Here is a 14851-nt window from a genome sequence, read left to right as displayed (position 1 = left end):
TGAAAGCTATTTGTTGAAAAATGCTTCTTTGAGGTGCTGGGTGCAATGCAAATTGCTATTAGGTGCACCTGAAGTGCAATCCAACCTTAAGAGAGTTGCTAAAAATTTGGTGGAGCCTAGGGGAAACGCCTTGTTGAGTATATAGATTAATAAAAACAATGACTTACGTATATTTGTAGGTGTCTGCTGTGTCAATATTCTGTAACAGTTTTGTTGTTTTTCTCAGGTGCCACGAAGCCTGAAGGACCTCCATTGCATCTGGATACCATTCCTAGCTGGAGCAAAGCACTCCATTTATCTAATTGATTTAATGCCTAAGGCTGGGCTCAGTTAGTCACCGCTATCTTTTGACCATTCCATCTGATCTTTGCTTTTTCACCACCATGACTGATGAGCGATAGAAGTGGTGGTTCATCATTTGAGATTGTTTCAACAGATCCTAAGAACTCTATTTCAAATTTAAGTTCGGCCTGTTGCCGTATAAATATCTTTGTTGTGCATACCTGAGCACCGCAATAAAGGCTGCGTTTGAGATTGCCCCCTGTGCATGAAATAGCGTGATGAGATAAGATTAGATCCTCTTTTCCATCATTGTTTAAATCTTTGAAAGTCAGTCCGCTGGGTGCAATCTTGCCTCGGCTTGTTTCGCATCCTTCAGTAATTTCGCGGCTTATGACCTTGTTTAGATTGGTAGCATCAGAGGTAGGTTCTTTTTTTAAATCCGTTTGAGGTTGGTTATCTGAATCTGAAATTACTGCCGGATTTGACTGTAATTGAGTGCAATGGCCGATAAGTTGGCTCACCGCTGCAGACGCGCCATTCAGTGAAAAATGCAAGGGGCTGAACAAATCGCTTGTGATGTGCACAGAGGGGTTGGAAAAAAGAGCCGAGAGAAACTGCCAGCTGCCTGATACATCGACTTCATACGCGAACTCGATAATGCCTTCAAAGGCTTCACCCGTGACCGAAGCTTTTGACGTGAATTTTTTGTCTCCAATATTATAGAATACATCAGTTTCAATTCGCGGAGATGCGGGATCATTTGTCGATACGAATGAGTATACTTGTGGTGATCGAATATTGCATCTATATCCAAAACAATGGTTTGGGTTGCTGGTACTGCAAACGGAAGCAGAGGCCGAAGGAAACTGCGCACTTGACGGCCTAAAGACCCACTTGTTCTGGTTACTATTTGTCGTTTTAGGTGCAATTGTTTGTGTTGTGGTCAACTGACCCAGTCCACAAAGTCTTTCAGCTCGCTGTATGTGTTGCGACGATCCACGCAGTGAAAACCGATGACTTTTAACAGGCGTGACAAGTGTCATTTGCGACCCGTTTTTTAAAAGACCCAAAAGATTGGCATCGGTTGACTTGAAGATTGCACCAAGCTCACTGTTCTTTTTGATAGGGCGAAATGTGAGTGGATACGCTGGGTTGCCATCGACTAGAATTTTCGTCTCAATGGGCTGATTGAATTGCCCCCCAGTGAAAAATATCACAAACTCGGGTTTTTGCCCTGCTTTGCATCTTAAGCCGAAGCAGATCAAGTTCAGTTGAGAATTATTACAAACGGCTGCTCCCTTGCCGGATTGAGTGTTTGTTATCGGCTCCCAGCTACCGTTTGCATGAGCAATACTGGCATAAACGAATGTGACTAGAAATGTCAGGAAGGTGGCAATAATCTTAGATAATAACTTAACGCAATGCAGCATAGAAACAGGGCCTATATTGGATATCAAAAACACCTCTCTATGATTAGAGCTGTGTGAATATATGATCGTCAAGATAATGGAATAAAATAGGCACACAATGGGCATTGTCACATAAATTGGCCTTAGTCACGACGATGTGAGCCAGTTCAGGTTTTGACGTTAAGTTGTTGACCTTATGCAGCCCATCTTTGCAAGTTAGTAACAAACACCGATTAGCTGATGCACAAAGTTAGTTGTTAGCTAAAGCCCGATAGACGGATGCCTTGGAGAGGCCTGTGTCTTGCATAATCTGGGGGACGGTCATGCCACCTTCACGCATGGAGGCGATGGAGTGTATAGCTTCGTCTGTGAGCTGTTTCTTACGTCCAAACTTTGTCCCCTTGGCTCTTGCCTTAGCGATCCCTTCCATCTGCCGCTCTTTGCGGATGTCGTTCTCAAACTCAGCTATGAGTGCAAGGATACCGATCAAGAGCTTGCCTGAACGGGTGGAGGTGTCTGCATCAGGGTCATCTAGGGCTTTGAAAGACACGCCTTTGTCGCTGAGTTGCTTCAAGATTGAATGGAAGTCTGCTGCTGAACGAGCAACACGGTCTATCTTGGTGACGATGAGGGTGTCTCCATCGCGGACATAGTCGAGACAGGCCCTTAGTTCAGGGCGGACCGCGTCAACACCTGAGCGCTTCTCTGAGTAGAGCTTCTCCACGCCAGCACTCTCTAGGCGTCCTTCCTGTGTCTCCAATGATTGTCCTGTGGTTGATACTCTTGCATATCCGATGATGGCCATGTCTCGTTACTCCTAGAGCTTTATGAGAATATAGTTCTGAGACATAAAAAGAGACGGGCTGTTTGTCAATCTCAAAAAGTATAGTTTGTGAGACTTAAGGTGTCAGTTAATCCAGCCATTCGCCACTGGTCACGCCTGTCGTACCCCTCTTGGCGCGGAGCGCTTCATAAACCCGCACAGAGAGTCATAGGGCGGCGTTCTTGGTGGTGGAGTCCAATACTGCGTGAAAGGCGAGGTGGCTCTGTGTGACTCTTATATCGCCTTGTGTCATCTACGGTGCGTCGCAGAGTCGCAGTTAGTCCACTATCGAGTCACTTTATTACCTTCATGTAATTGTATAGCTTGCTGGGGTTTGTCCAAAAGCTGCCCTTCGTTTCCCTGAATAGATAACCGCACCAAACTTCGGCAATGCGGACGAAGCCGTAATACAAAAATGCGCCCGAATGGCTACTCTTTGATAATGATGATTTACCGCTTAATACGTACGACATCAGCAAACAAACACATTAATAGACATAGTTGCTGATCATTTGAACTGGTTTAGGAAGAAAAATGGACAAAATTGTACGCCCCGAAAACCTCGCTACGCTTTTAATGCGCTACTTTCATAGCAGTGAGCCATTGGCGACAGATCAACCCTCCATCTTGAAACTAGCTGATTTTGTAAATTCTGACCCTAGCTGGAATGAAAGCTTAGATGTTGGTTATCTTTTTCACGTCGTGAACCAACTCGTAAACCAAGGTCTTTTGGTTGACCTGGGAGGTGTTGCTCTAGATCGGCTATACATGGGGCGCGGTTTTTCAGAAACCAATGCTGAATATGGAACCTATGAAAATCGGGTCGGCGGGCCGATTGAAATTTTCCGACGGCATTCAGGATCGGTTTCTCCTGTCCTAGTAAAAGACTCGAACAATGACGATGGCCTCGGAACTGGATTTTTTTTGGGCAACGCGAACACGTTTGTAACGGCTCGCCATGTCGTGGAGGGTATGCAGAGTGTTAAAGTGCTCGACGCAAAAGGAAAGCCTCGTAATATTATAAGGATATCATATCACGCCAATCCTAACATTGACCTTGCGGTTTTCTTACTAGAAGCAGAAGCGGCACTAACAGCTCCACTAACAGCTCCACTAACAGCCCCACCATTCCGTAAAAGTTCGCATGTTCTTGGCGAGAGCATTTTGAGTATTGGTTTTCCACCTGTTCCTGGTTTTGATCGATTGACAGTGCTTGAACACGGCGAAATCGGATCTGAAATAAAAGTCATGAACGGAGAGGTTGTAAGTAACGGTTCAAACTACCTCGAGGCCACAGAGTATTTTTTGGTCAATGCTCGAGTAAAGGGCGGGAGCAGTGGAGCACCAGTATTGAACCGCGATGGGTTTGTTGTGGGAGTGGTCGCAAGTACAGCAATTTCATCTGCTTCGTCAGACACGCTAGATGGGTTTGGCTATGGCATTATAACACCTGCAAGTCATCTGGACGACTTGTTGAAGGAAGAAATGAGGCACGATGTTGAATTTGTGGAATTGAGCGACAACGGTGAAATCAAAACAGCATTAGAGCGCCCTCTTTGACACGCCAAAGCTGACATTCGTCGATAGCGCAACATCGGTCAATTTGGGCTCGAAGCGGACGTGAGGTAATAAGCTACTCAATATATTTCAATGTCAGCTATAACAATGGCCTACTGTGTCGCGTTACCTACATTTGTCGGTGGCATCATTCTATTAGCTCACAGTCGAACGTGTGTTTCGCTCTAAGCATGAGCGATGGTTGTTTTGCTGTGTGATTACCATGCCTTCCATCCCCCCCCTGCCATCTCATTGACTGCATCGATGTTCGATCTGACATAGGGCCCTCAAATTAGCGTTAAGTGTCGTCACTTGGCTTCCAAGTAAGACCCAAAGAAGGGACATGGGTTGCCTCACGGCTTAGGGCGGGGCAAGGGGGTAAGACACACTCCTCTATATATAAATCCCTGCCTTGGATTTTTGTGGCAGACATTCCGACGCCCTTAGGTTCTCATATAGCTACCGATGAGGTTCATCGTGAGGTTTGATTGGAGAGGGGGTGGGTGTGTGGAGGATGTTCATCAGGTTAACCCTCAGAGGCACACTAAGGTTATCTATAGTGTCCTGAAGGTGTCCAATGAGCGTTGCTGGAGTGTGAGGTGGTGCACCATAGACATAAGCCTCCTAAGGGGGATGTGTGTACGGTGTCTGGTCTTAAGGGAGCTAAGGGTTGACCTAAGTTCATCATGTCTGACTCAAAGATACCCGAAGTAGGTCTTATGTTCATCATGTCTAGAGCAGGGTGTAACCAATGGACCACTAAAGGTTACCTATAGTGTACCTTAAGGTATCTATAGTTCATCTATATAATATAGTACATCAATAGGGAGGTCCCCGGGATAGGACAACCTATTAATTTCTTAGGTAACCACTGAAGGTTTCTAAGACTGTACGCTGGGGTGCTGAAGCTCCTAAAACAGCTCAGACACGGCGCAATACCGCACTAGCGCCACCTTAAAACCATACACCCACAATGAGTTATAAACCTCTGTCTCAGCTAAGGTGAGCCATAGTCATGCTGACTTGAGGATGACTGTGATGGAGGTGTGTGATTAAGGGGAACTAGGCTTGACCTTAGTCCATCATGCCTGTCCCATAAGGCTAACATGAGGTGCACCTTAAGGTTACCTATAGGTGTCTATAGTCCACCTATATAATATAGTACTACTATAATATACCCACGGGGGTATTGGGATAGGACAACCTATTAATTCAGGTGGTCGTAAGCGATGGCTTTTCGTCGCCTTAAGGGATGCTTCGACACAGTGCTTGAACCCCATTGAGGGTTTATCAAACATACTCGATGCACATACATACACCACCACTGCTGTGTATACACCACCATGTTGTCTGCCTCTAAGATTGAATGGGCTCACAAACCCCCATAGCGACTCATAGAGCGGAATTCTTGGTAATTGAGTCCCGCACTGCATGACAACAAAGGCGCCTCTGTGTGACTCTTATTTCGCTTTGTGTTGGCTGTTGTTTTGTTATGCTTCTTGAATTGAGCCTTGCCTAGATATTGGTGTGAATTTGTCATGTGAAGACCATTATCAGTTACCATCTTCACCGAAGCACTTAATTAAGCCGAAATCCACCGATGGGTAAGTCACGCACTCTATGGTCTTCTGCAAAGTGGACGACGGATATACCTCGGTCTTGTCTCCAGTGCCGTATCGGCCTCTCATGCCACTCGCTGAGTGCCCTTGAAGTGCATCGAGTACATCGCCACGTCCGCCATTTGCTAGACGAGCGCCTGTAAAGAGCGATAATATAGGGAGCCAATAGTAAGCCGTCCTAGACATATTGACCGTTCCAGTTTGATGGCGCTGCTGAATGGATTTACATCCGACAAACAGAGGGCTGGAGAAAATGGTGGACAATTGTTCGGCTGAGAACGGGTTGCGTTCATCTGCCCCTTTTGTTTTCGTCGTCACCTTTAGTCCTTGAAAGAGATTAGGGGTGACATCGTCATAATGAGCTTCGACCCACTTCCAAAAATAGTTCAGTCGTCCAGTAGCCTTGTTGAGGGTCGTTAGCGATATGGTTGACAGCCCTGCTGCTTTGCCAAGCGCGGGGGCTTCCAAAATAGAAGCGTTTCGCGTTGCTTGGTGTTTGCGCCAATTGGAAGGCAGAATCATGGCGTGGCTTTTGAAGTTTCGAGCATCAGCCTTCTCATAGTTAGTGAAAGGCTTATCCCCACAAATGGTAATGAAGGCCTCAATCCAATGTCGATAGTCATTCTCTGCTTTTAATTTCCACTCGCCGGAAGCCTTCTTTTCCATAAGCCAACTATCAAATATTGATGACAGAAGGGGCGCAGAGAGGGGTTTTGTGTTTGCTTTGTTCGGATCTTCGGGGGGTGGGACGATTTGACCTTCGTTGCGCTTAGCGATGGCCTCAGAGGCCTCTATGGATGCTTCTTGTAAGGTTCTGATTAGGCGTGGCCAGCTCGTGGAGCTTCCTTTGAGCCGGAGGCCAATGCTTTCCCAAGTTAGAACCTCCTCTGCTTCTCCTTGAAAGAAGCCAGTACTATCTTCCCCTTGTGCCATATCTCCGCGATGGTGTTCCGATAGTTCGGCGTTAAGCGCCTGATATTCATTGAACGTCTTTCTTCGAAAGAGCTTTGGAGAGCTTTGCGTATCGCCATCTTGGACAGGCTGTTCAAATCTATCGTCACGGGTGTCGTCATCTTCATCGAGTAGATGGTGGTAATATACTGCTTTGATGGCGTCGAGCTGATCACGGGTAAGCTTGTCGATCTTGGGGCCTGAACTAGATGCAATGTGACGCCTATGGGCTTCAAATTTCGCATCAACCTCAACAGCTGCAATACGCACCTTCTGAAGGGCTTCTGGGTGATCTTTTGTTTTGAGGGAGAATGTTTCTTCACGTTTGCCATAGGTCTCCGCAATGTCCACGGGAACGGCAGCGCGATGATAATACACCGCACCACGGCGGTATAATCGAGTATGTCCTGACACCTTTTCAAGAACCTTCACTGTAACACCTCAGCGTAACATTTCCGAATTTAAGCTCTTGTAATCTATCATCTTTTTGATTTCAAAGGGTAAATAGAATGGTTGGTGGAGCCTAGGTCCACCAAATTATAGTTCTTTGGCATTCATCTACATTCAAAAATAATAGCAATATCAATATCCTATATAGTTTTACGTTCTTTTTCGTTCATTTGTGTATGCACTTAATCGGCATTTCGTGTAAGATCAAATGTAAGAGTGGAACTTGAGCAATGGCAAAAGTCACTAACAAGCTCACAGTGAAATCAGTAGAAGCGGCAAAGTCCCGCGGGCGCTTATCTGATGGGGGAGGGCTTTATCTCAATGTTACATACAACGGTCGAAAGGCATGGGTGTTTCGATGGAAACCCAAGGGCGGGAAGGTCCGAGAAATGGGGCTTGGGCCTTATCCGGCGATCTCTCTAGCTAAGGCGCGGGATGAAGCTGCGGGCTTTCGAAGAATGATCGCCGAGGGCATCGATCCAAAAGCAGACCGAGATAAAGAGATCGAGCCTACCTTCAAGGAATGCGTTGAGCGGTTCCTAAGTGATATGGAAAGTCAGTGGTCAAACGAGAAGCACAAATACCAGTGGCGTCAAACTCTCGGATATTCTTATTGTGCAAAGATCGAAAATAAGCGCGTTTCAGAGATCGCGATGGATGACGTACTTATGGTTCTCAAGCCTGTATGGGTTGAGAAGCCTGAAACAGCGTCTCGTTTGCGTGGTCGCATTGAGCGGGTTTTGAACTTTGCGAAGGTTAAAGGTTGGCGTGATGGCGAAAATCCAGCTGGGTGGCGAGGTAACTTGCAAAATGTCTTGCCCAAGCCAAAAAAACTTACTCAAGGCCATTTACCCGCAATGCCATATGGAGATGTTCCTGCGTTTATTTTGCGGCTACATGAACATGAGGCAATGGCGGCGAAGGCGTTAGAATTTGCTATTCTTACATGCTCCCGATCCGGCGAGGTTTTAGGTGCAAGATGGAGTGAAATTAACCTGAATGATCAGATGTGGATTATTCCTGCGAATAGAATGAAGGCGCGAAAAGAGCATGTGGTTCCGTTAACGAATTCTGCGATTGGGATCCTAATGCAACTTTGTGATGTCGGCTCATCTGAATTTGTATTCTTTGGGCAGAAAGACGGCAAACCACTGTCAAATATGGCGTTGTCTATGCTCTTGCGCCGGATGAAAATAGAAAATGCTACGCCGCACGGGTTTCGCTCTTCGTTTCGCGATTGGGCTGGAGACGAAACAAACTTTTCACGAGAAGTTGCCGAGGGTTGCTTGGCTCACATAATTGGTAATTCTGTTGAACAAGCCTATAGGCGCTCCACTGCAATGAAAAAACGACGGGCGTTACTTGAAGCGTGGGCGGCTTATTGTGCAGGTATGGAAAACAGCAACGTGGTGTCGTTTCATGGATAGCAACGAAAAACTTAATACAGAAGAAGATAAACAATTTTTACGACAGTTGCGTCGAGCAGCAGCTTTGCTTGATGCGCATCCTGAGTTTTCTGAGGTAGTTGAATTTCTAGATAATTGCGCGCATGGGTTCAAAGATAGGAGACTGAATTTAATAGAATCCTATCGCAAATCAAGAGGAAATTTACACCGTTACAATAATAATATTTATGAATTTGAACGCAGAGTAGCAGCACAAACTGCTGTTCGGATATTGATTCTTCATCAAATTTGTAATGTTGAGGAGGCTGCAAAAAGAGTGGCGAACTGGACTGGGTTTAAAAAAAGACAACTTGCAGAACTTTTTATGGAAACTCACCAATTGGCTAAAGAAAATTATGGTGGTGAAATCGGGCCAGAAATGAAGCGGGAAATCAATTTTATGGCTAAACTTGGCATACCTATGTATTCGGCTTTGCAATGGCAACTCAGTAATGCTGGAGCGCCTGAGGCTGCTCTAGAAGAGGCTAAAGTATGGGTTCTGGAGCGTATGGAAATGAAAAAACGGTAGGTGGGGTAGGTACAGGAGAAAGCTATTCTGGTCTGGTTAGGGCATTAGAAAACCATATAGGAATCTACTAATGACTATAAGACTAACCTTTTCGATCAAGGAAGCCTGCGTTCAACTGAATTGTGGTAAAACCAAGCTCTATGAATTGATCAATTCCGGCAAATTGAAAGCTTTAAAACAAGGCCACCGGACAATCATAAAGCACGAGCATATTCAGGAGTTTTTGAACTCCCTTCCTGACTTCCATTCGGAGGCTGCGTAAGATGTCTCCAAAACAGAAAAAGCCGGCCGCGGTGGTACGCGAAACCGGCTTCAAAATGTCTTATTCTTGCTACGGATCAGACACTGGATTTTTAGCAGAAAATTCAATGAAAAACAAGTTTTTTGGAGGGTTCTGTTATGAATAAGCTCAAAAATTTCTTATGTTTTCAAGACTATAAATTTCAGTGGTGGAACTTGCTAGTATGCATGCCATCGGAACAACTTAAGGGTAATTCTAAGATAGTAGGTATACATATTACCCTTAAATATGTGAATGGCAAAACGAACCAATGTTGGCCTTCAATCGGTACGATAGCAACCAACCTTGGGTTTTCTAAACGTACGATTATGCGTGCATTTGCTGAGTTGCAAAATTGTGGTCTTTTCACTGTTCTAAAGCAAGCTGGCCCTTACAAGACTAACATTTATGAAGTTAGTTATGAGAGCCTTCAAGTAGCGAAAAAACTGAAAGTTGAACAGAGAAAGGGTGACAAACTAGTCACCAGTGACGCTGCCTTACCAATCGATGGGGTGACAACTGAGACCGAAAGGGGTGCCAATATAGTCAATGATGATGGACAGGGTTGTCACCCAAACCTACTTAATCAACCTAATTCAAAAAAACTATCGCAAAAGTTTGGAATTGAAATTCTGACAAATGCTGGGGTTGTGACAATACCTAAAAATAGTGATCAAGGAAAAGCTTGGATTGTCTATTTTGAAGGTCTTGGCATTGAGCCACCCGATTGGATGGTTCTGGGAGTTGATAAATTCAGAGTGCCTAGGCGCTACCCAGAAAATTTATCACCTGAGATAGAACAGTATTTTCGTAACTTGGTTGATAAGTGAATGCACAAGAAAGACGTTAGAAAATGCCAAAACCGAATAAACCAAAGGGCCTAACGTCTAAAAAAGGAGGCGCGAAGGTGGGTCGTAGAAAACTCACCATCGCGGCTGCTGAACAAGCACTACGAGAGGCTCATGGCATGATCACCCATGCAGCGCGGTTTGCGGGTTGCCACTATGAGACCATGCGTAAGTTTGTGGATGAGCATCCATCGCTTTTGAAGCTCCTTGAAGAAATTGAGCTTGAAAAACTCGATGATGCTGAGATTGCAGTGGTTAAGCTGCTTGAGGAGAATGATCCAGCAACGGTGCGATGGTTCTTAGGGTGCAAGGGACGTGATCGAGGCTATGGCAATCAAACGGCAGTAACGGGCGCTGGTGGTGGTCCAGTCCAGCATCAAGTTAGCGAATTGCCAAAAGTGCAATCGATGACAAATGAGCAACTCGAAGCCTATGTTGCATATCAAAAGGCAATGCTGAGTGATGACAAAACAGCATGACCTATACGCGGTTAGTCGCGATGGTTTGATCGCAGCTGAATTGGAGCTTGAGAAGCGGGCCCTTGTTGATGATCATTTGTCCTTCATTCGGCTGATGTTCTCGGCTGTTGAGGGAACACCGTTTATCGTCTCTCCACACCATCGCTTGATGTGTCAGCAGATAGACCGCGTTTTCAAAGGTGAATGCAAACGCTTGATCATCAACATACCGCCCGGTCTTGGAAAGACGGAGATTGCCGTTATCAACTTTGTTGCACGCGGTTATGCGGTTAATCAAAAGGCGCGGTTTATCCATGCCTCGTACTCAGACAAGCTTGTCAACGACAACTCAGTCAGAATTAAAAACCTGATCAACCATGAAGAATTTCAAAAGCGATGGCCTGTCACTTTCAAAGCAGACAGTTCTGCGAAAGGGCTATGGAGGACAACAGCGGGTGGCCATTTCCTCGCTTCTCCTTCCGGTGGTTCCATTACAGGCTTTCGTGCCGGTTATCTGAACGCTCGCAACTTGGGTGACGATTTGTCATCGCTGGAAGACTATGAGCGGGAGAACATGTCAGACGATGCGACCTTTACCGGCGCTATGATCATCGATGATCCGCTAAAGCCTGATGATGCCCAATCAGAAACAACACGTAGTAATATCAATCAGCGATGGCCTACAACCTTCTCATCAAGGCTTGCTCATGAAGACGTGCCAGTTATTGTTATCATGCAGCGCCTTCACGTTGATGATTTCACTCATTACCTTCTCGAAAGCTCTGGAGAGGAATGGGAGGTTCTTAGCCTTCCAGCGGTCATAGAAGGGGAGGTAGAGCCGCCCCATCCCAATGCTATCATGATCCCGCATAATCTGGCAGATGGCCCTCTATGGCTTGCCAAGCTTCCAATGGACAAGATCGAAAAGCTCAAACTCGAAGAAACCACCTTCCACGCTCAATACATGCAGTCTCCTATCGTTCTAGGGGGTAACATGTTCAAGCGGGAGTATTTTGGCACATTCGACCCAGACCATCGCCCAAACCTCAAGAGGCGGCTTATATGCGCTGATACAGCTTCTAAGACGAAAGAGCGCAATGATTACTCTGTCTTTGCGTGCTTTGGCGTGGATGCAGAAAACAGGCTCTATGTGCTCGATCTCGTTCGAGGTAAATGGGAAGCTCCAGAACTCGCAACCATCGCTGTTCAGTTCTATGAGAAGCACAAAGCGATGGATTGGAACACAAACGGCATGTTGGAAAGCATCAACATTGAAGATGCATCATCTGGCACAGCACTTATTCAGCACCTGCAACGCCAAAGGTTGCCAATCAAAGGTATTCCAGTCGAAATCGATAAAGTCACCAAGGCGTATGGCTGCATACCGACCATCGCGGTCAGTCCGGTTCTGTTGCCTGATAGAGCCCCTTGGCTAACGGATTTCCAAAACGAGCTCTTCGCCTTCCCAGAAGGCAAGCACGATGATCAGTGTGATGTGCTCATGATGGGCGTGATGGAGATGCTGTTCAAAACGCACAATATTTATGATGTGTTGGTTTAGGAGAGTTAAATCTACGATTAATTTGCCATTAAATCTTCGTAATGAGTAACCTTTTCGATCGCACCGATAACGTCTGCAAATTTTTGCGATTTAGCCTTCGCTCGGCGACAGTTCTCATATGTTCGCTTGTCCACGAATGTTCTTTCAACATACGGTGATAAGGCCAACAAATAAACGTCGACTAGATCGCTACCTCTTTCCCTCTTTGGTTTTTGTCGAAATTTTACAACACTTTGTTGAATAATCTGGGAAGGTAATTTTTCTTCGTCCACCAAGTGTTTTACAGACGCGAAATTCACGCCAAGATTTTGGCAAATGACTTTTAACTTTGCGTTGAATACTACCATGTTTCCAATTTCACCCAATGTTAAATTGGGATCAAGGTCGGCTAATTTTAAACCCATCAACTTCAATATTTCTTGCGTTGGATTTTCTGAAAAATCCGCGGAAAGGACATTTTCTCTTATTTTTGAGAAGAAGCACTCACTCACATCTTTGGTTTGAGGAAGCCGTTCGTCTCCGTTCGTCGCTAAGTCAAGTGCCAGCATATTTTCCAAATGGGTTAGAATTTTTTCACTATTTTCGATCGTATGAACCTTGCCACTCGCCCATGATGAAAGTGTCGTATCTTCAATTCCTAAATAGCTTGAACGAGCAATTGAAGCGGTCTCTTGCGCCTTCCTGCTGTTGGTAACAGCCGAATCCCAAAAATAAGGCCAGTAATCTAAGCACCATTTAGTTGCACTTGTTCCCGAGCCAAATGCGAAAATCTCTTCTTTTGCCATTTTAACAATCTCAAGAGCGTTGGCATTCGGGTTCGAAAGGGCCGCCTGTACTTCTCTCGATTGCAGGTCGACAATACTGCCTGGAATGTCTTGCGACTTGGCGCTTTTTAACCAAGCTATAACTTCCATTTGGGAGAGAAAGTTAATTCTTTGTCGGGCTTTGGGTCCATTCTCGTGGGCCGCTATTTCCTGTAAATGATGAAGAGTTACGACTGGAACTTGGCCTGTTTCAATGAGCCATTCCTTAAACCGTTTTATTTGTTTTCTTTTGTTTGGGGAAGCAGATAAACCATTGTCGATTATACGAACCCACTGAGAGGTATCCAAAGCGAGGTACTTAGGTTGAATAATCATAGATGTAATTTCCCCGCTTAACTCTGGAATCGCATTTCGATTCATTCGTGATTTTTACACCATTTGTTATGAAATGAATGCCTGCATTTTCAAATGCCGAGACTGCCGATGAAAGCTGTGTGATCGTAATCAGTTATCCTGCAATGAAATACAGCAATGACGTACTTGCCAGCGTGAGGGCCGCCATACTTATCATACCCGCTACGAACGGTATCGCACAACGCTTTAGCTCTGCCAGTTCTTCCATTTCATTATTGCTTTCTCTCATTGGGCCTTGGAACTTATAGTGCCGAGCTAATTTTTACTCAAATCATACAAAGTCGGCCTACTGTCTGGATTAAGCGTTGGAGGCAATATTACTGCCACTGTCAACGATAATGACAATTCCAATAATTCCGTCACCAATACGGCGAACGTCAATGTTTCGATGACAGTGAATGAAGCAAGTGCACCAGCTGCCCTTGGGCAAACAGTGGCAAAGGCGGCAACAGATGCTTCGTTTCAATCGACAGGAACCACGGCTGGCAAGGTGGACGATTTATGCTACGTAGCGAATGACAGTTTTGAGCCCTTAGTTACATCGTTTGACTAGAGAGAGTTTGGGGCTCTCGGCCCATTGCAGACGTTCGTGGGGTGTCGAGGAACTTCTAAAGGATTCACGAAAGCAGTCATTCGATAGCTTAAAATTAAATGACTTCTTTAACCCCATTAGATTGCTTGGTCATCCAATTCTTTGCGCCTTGCTCGCCATACGTGACGAAATGTTCACTTGCTATATTCTGAATCTTAGGGATATGCGGAAATGCTTGCGCAACACGAGTTAAACGCCGTTTCCATCTTTCTAAATCCTCAAACCTACCCGCTGTGCCGTAGTAGTAGATTGCGTTGGAAGCGGCCTTTGCTTCTTCAATACGGATGTTGGCATCACCAGCAAAAGCGGGACCTTCAACAAGATGAATGAGCCGCGCGCCCATCTGTTACCTATCAACGCTCAATGGACAGATTGAATTGATTGCATAGTTTAGCGCGATCGAGACGGAATTCTTATTCGAGGCTTTTTCTTAAAAAAGACCTGACCATTCTATATTCATCTCTCTTTTAATCGCAATATCAGGCGCGCTGTACAAGTTCGTTTCTTCCTTGTTGTAAGGTGCTGAAACCAAGCATAAAAAGTTCCACATTGGAGATTCCGCGAATTTTACTTGTAGAAGCTACGAGAGCCTTGCAAAATAAAATGTATAGGTCTTATTATTAGCGGGGCGTTAATCGTTTTAGGATTGCTAGGTGACTATTTTTTCACAATTTTTTGTTCAAAATAAAATTACAAAAACACTTTCTTTGTTGCTTCTTTTAGGAATGGTTGTTGTGTCGTTCCCCATTCACTCAGCTGTTTTAGTTAATGCTGAAGCTGAGGTGACTACGGCCTTAATTTCAGCATCGGCAACCCAGGAAGCCGAAGGCCGACTTGCTGATCAGCGTATTCGAGAGCAGCGCGCTGAG

General features: G+C 45.3%; 13 protein-coding genes. 8 read left to right on the top strand and 5 right to left on the bottom strand.

Translation table 11 applies throughout. The features are described 5' to 3' along the window. Positions 1-326: 326 nt before the first annotated feature. Positions 327-1712 (bottom strand): hypothetical protein, encoded by a 1386-nt coding sequence (locus ABJO30_03790; GenBank protein MEP3231930.1) that lies wholly within the window; start codon positions 1710-1712, stop codon positions 327-329. Positions 1713-1941: 229 nt separating this feature from the next. Next, on the bottom strand, positions 1942-2496 hold the full coding sequence (locus ABJO30_03785; GenBank protein ID MEP3231929.1) for a recombinase family protein: 555 nt from the start codon (positions 2494-2496) through the stop codon (positions 1942-1944). Positions 2497-3048: 552 nt separating this feature from the next. Between ABJO30_03785 and ABJO30_03780 the strand changes: the two genes are divergently transcribed. Beyond that, positions 3049-4074 (top strand): serine protease, encoded by a 1026-nt coding sequence (locus tag ABJO30_03780; GenBank protein MEP3231928.1) that lies wholly within the window; start codon positions 3049-3051, stop codon positions 4072-4074. A 1550-nt stretch (positions 4075-5624) separates the two neighbouring features. Here ABJO30_03780 and ABJO30_03775 read toward each other — a convergent pair. Beyond that, positions 5625-7073: a DUF6538 domain-containing protein gene (locus tag ABJO30_03775; protein MEP3231927.1), complete on the bottom strand. Its 1449-nt coding sequence runs from the start codon at positions 7071-7073 to the stop codon at positions 5625-5627. 248 nt (positions 7074-7321) lie between these two features. Here ABJO30_03775 and ABJO30_03770 point away from each other — a divergent pair, with 248 nt between their 5' ends. From ABJO30_03770 to terL, 5 genes are all read left to right on the top strand, one after another. After that, entirely contained in the window at positions 7322-8518 is a 1197-nt protein-coding gene (locus tag ABJO30_03770; GenBank protein ID MEP3231926.1) for an integrase arm-type DNA-binding domain-containing protein, read from the top strand. Then, positions 8511-9065, top strand: coding sequence for a hypothetical protein (locus ABJO30_03765; GenBank protein ID MEP3231925.1), 555 nt, complete (start codon positions 8511-8513; stop codon positions 9063-9065). Before ABJO30_03770 ends, ABJO30_03765 begins: the two co-directional genes overlap by 8 nt. A 399-nt stretch (positions 9066-9464) precedes the next feature. Then, the gene (locus ABJO30_03760; protein ID MEP3231924.1) at positions 9465-10175 is read left to right on the top strand and encodes a helix-turn-helix domain-containing protein; all 711 of its coding nucleotides are present in this window, start codon (positions 9465-9467) and stop codon (positions 10173-10175) included. 23 nt (positions 10176-10198) lie between these two features. After that, entirely contained in the window at positions 10199-10672 is a 474-nt protein-coding gene (locus tag ABJO30_03755) for a hypothetical protein (GenBank protein ID MEP3231923.1), read from the top strand. Beyond that, the gene (terL, locus tag ABJO30_03750) at positions 10656-12212 is read left to right on the top strand and encodes a phage terminase large subunit (protein MEP3231922.1); all 1557 of its coding nucleotides are present in this window, start codon (positions 10656-10658) and stop codon (positions 12210-12212) included. Before ABJO30_03755 ends, terL begins: the two co-directional genes overlap by 17 nt. A 17-nt stretch (positions 12213-12229) precedes the next feature. On the opposite strand, the gene ABJO30_03745 is transcribed toward terL, so the two are convergent. Next, positions 12230-13351 carry a hypothetical protein gene (locus tag ABJO30_03745; GenBank protein MEP3231921.1) on the bottom strand — a complete coding sequence of 374 codons (1122 nt, stop codon included), beginning with the start codon at positions 13349-13351 and terminating at the stop codon, positions 12230-12232. Positions 13352-13778: 427 nt separating this feature from the next. Between ABJO30_03745 and ABJO30_03740 the strand changes: the two genes are divergently transcribed. Next, complete coding sequence (locus ABJO30_03740; protein MEP3231920.1) at positions 13779-13943, top strand: hypothetical protein; 165 nt, start codon at positions 13779-13781, stop codon at positions 13941-13943. Positions 13944-14037: 94 nt separating this feature from the next. Here the strand turns inward: ABJO30_03740 and ABJO30_03735 are convergent, their stop codons facing one another. Beyond that, positions 14038-14325, bottom strand: coding sequence for a hypothetical protein (locus ABJO30_03735; GenBank protein ID MEP3231919.1), 288 nt, complete (start codon positions 14323-14325; stop codon positions 14038-14040). A 310-nt stretch (positions 14326-14635) separates the two neighbouring features. On the opposite strand from ABJO30_03735, the gene ABJO30_03730 reads away from it, so the two are divergent. After that, positions 14636-14851, top strand: a 216-nt coding sequence (locus tag ABJO30_03730) for a hypothetical protein (protein MEP3231918.1), incomplete at its 3' end; no start/stop codon positions are given.

The organism is Hyphomicrobiales bacterium (genome assembly GCA_039973685.1).
In the GTDB taxonomy this organism is placed as follows: domain Bacteria; phylum Pseudomonadota; class Alphaproteobacteria; order Rhizobiales; family JACESI01; genus JACESI01.
This window is presented reverse-complemented; position numbering and strand designations above follow the sequence as displayed.

Excerpts from the sequence above, each read along its gene's own strand:
- ABJO30_03745 (MEP3231921.1), bottom strand. The coding sequence starts at position 13,351 with ATGATTATTCAACCTAAGTACCTCGCTTTGGATACCTCTCAGTGGGTT.
- ABJO30_03780 (MEP3231928.1), top strand. The coding sequence starts at position 3,049 with ATGGACAAAATTGTACGCCCCGAAAACCTCGCTACGCTTTTAATGCGC.
- ABJO30_03770 (MEP3231926.1), top strand. The coding sequence starts at position 7,322 with ATGGCAAAAGTCACTAACAAGCTCACAGTGAAATCAGTAGAAGCGGCA.
- ABJO30_03785 (MEP3231929.1), bottom strand. The coding sequence starts at position 2,496 with ATGGCCATCATCGGATATGCAAGAGTATCAACCACAGGACAATCATTG.
- ABJO30_03735 (MEP3231919.1), bottom strand. The coding sequence starts at position 14,325 with ATGGGCGCGCGGCTCATTCATCTTGTTGAAGGTCCCGCTTTTGCTGGT.
- terL (MEP3231922.1), top strand. The coding sequence starts at position 10,656 with ATGACAAAACAGCATGACCTATACGCGGTTAGTCGCGATGGTTTGATC.
- ABJO30_03755 (MEP3231923.1), top strand. The coding sequence starts at position 10,199 with ATGCCAAAACCGAATAAACCAAAGGGCCTAACGTCTAAAAAAGGAGGC.
- ABJO30_03760 (MEP3231924.1), top strand. The coding sequence starts at position 9,465 with ATGAATAAGCTCAAAAATTTCTTATGTTTTCAAGACTATAAATTTCAG.
- ABJO30_03740 (MEP3231920.1), top strand. The coding sequence starts at position 13,779 with ATGACAGTGAATGAAGCAAGTGCACCAGCTGCCCTTGGGCAAACAGTG.
- ABJO30_03765 (MEP3231925.1), top strand. The coding sequence starts at position 8,511 with ATGGATAGCAACGAAAAACTTAATACAGAAGAAGATAAACAATTTTTA.
- ABJO30_03790 (MEP3231930.1), bottom strand. The coding sequence starts at position 1,712 with ATGCTGCATTGCGTTAAGTTATTATCTAAGATTATTGCCACCTTCCTG.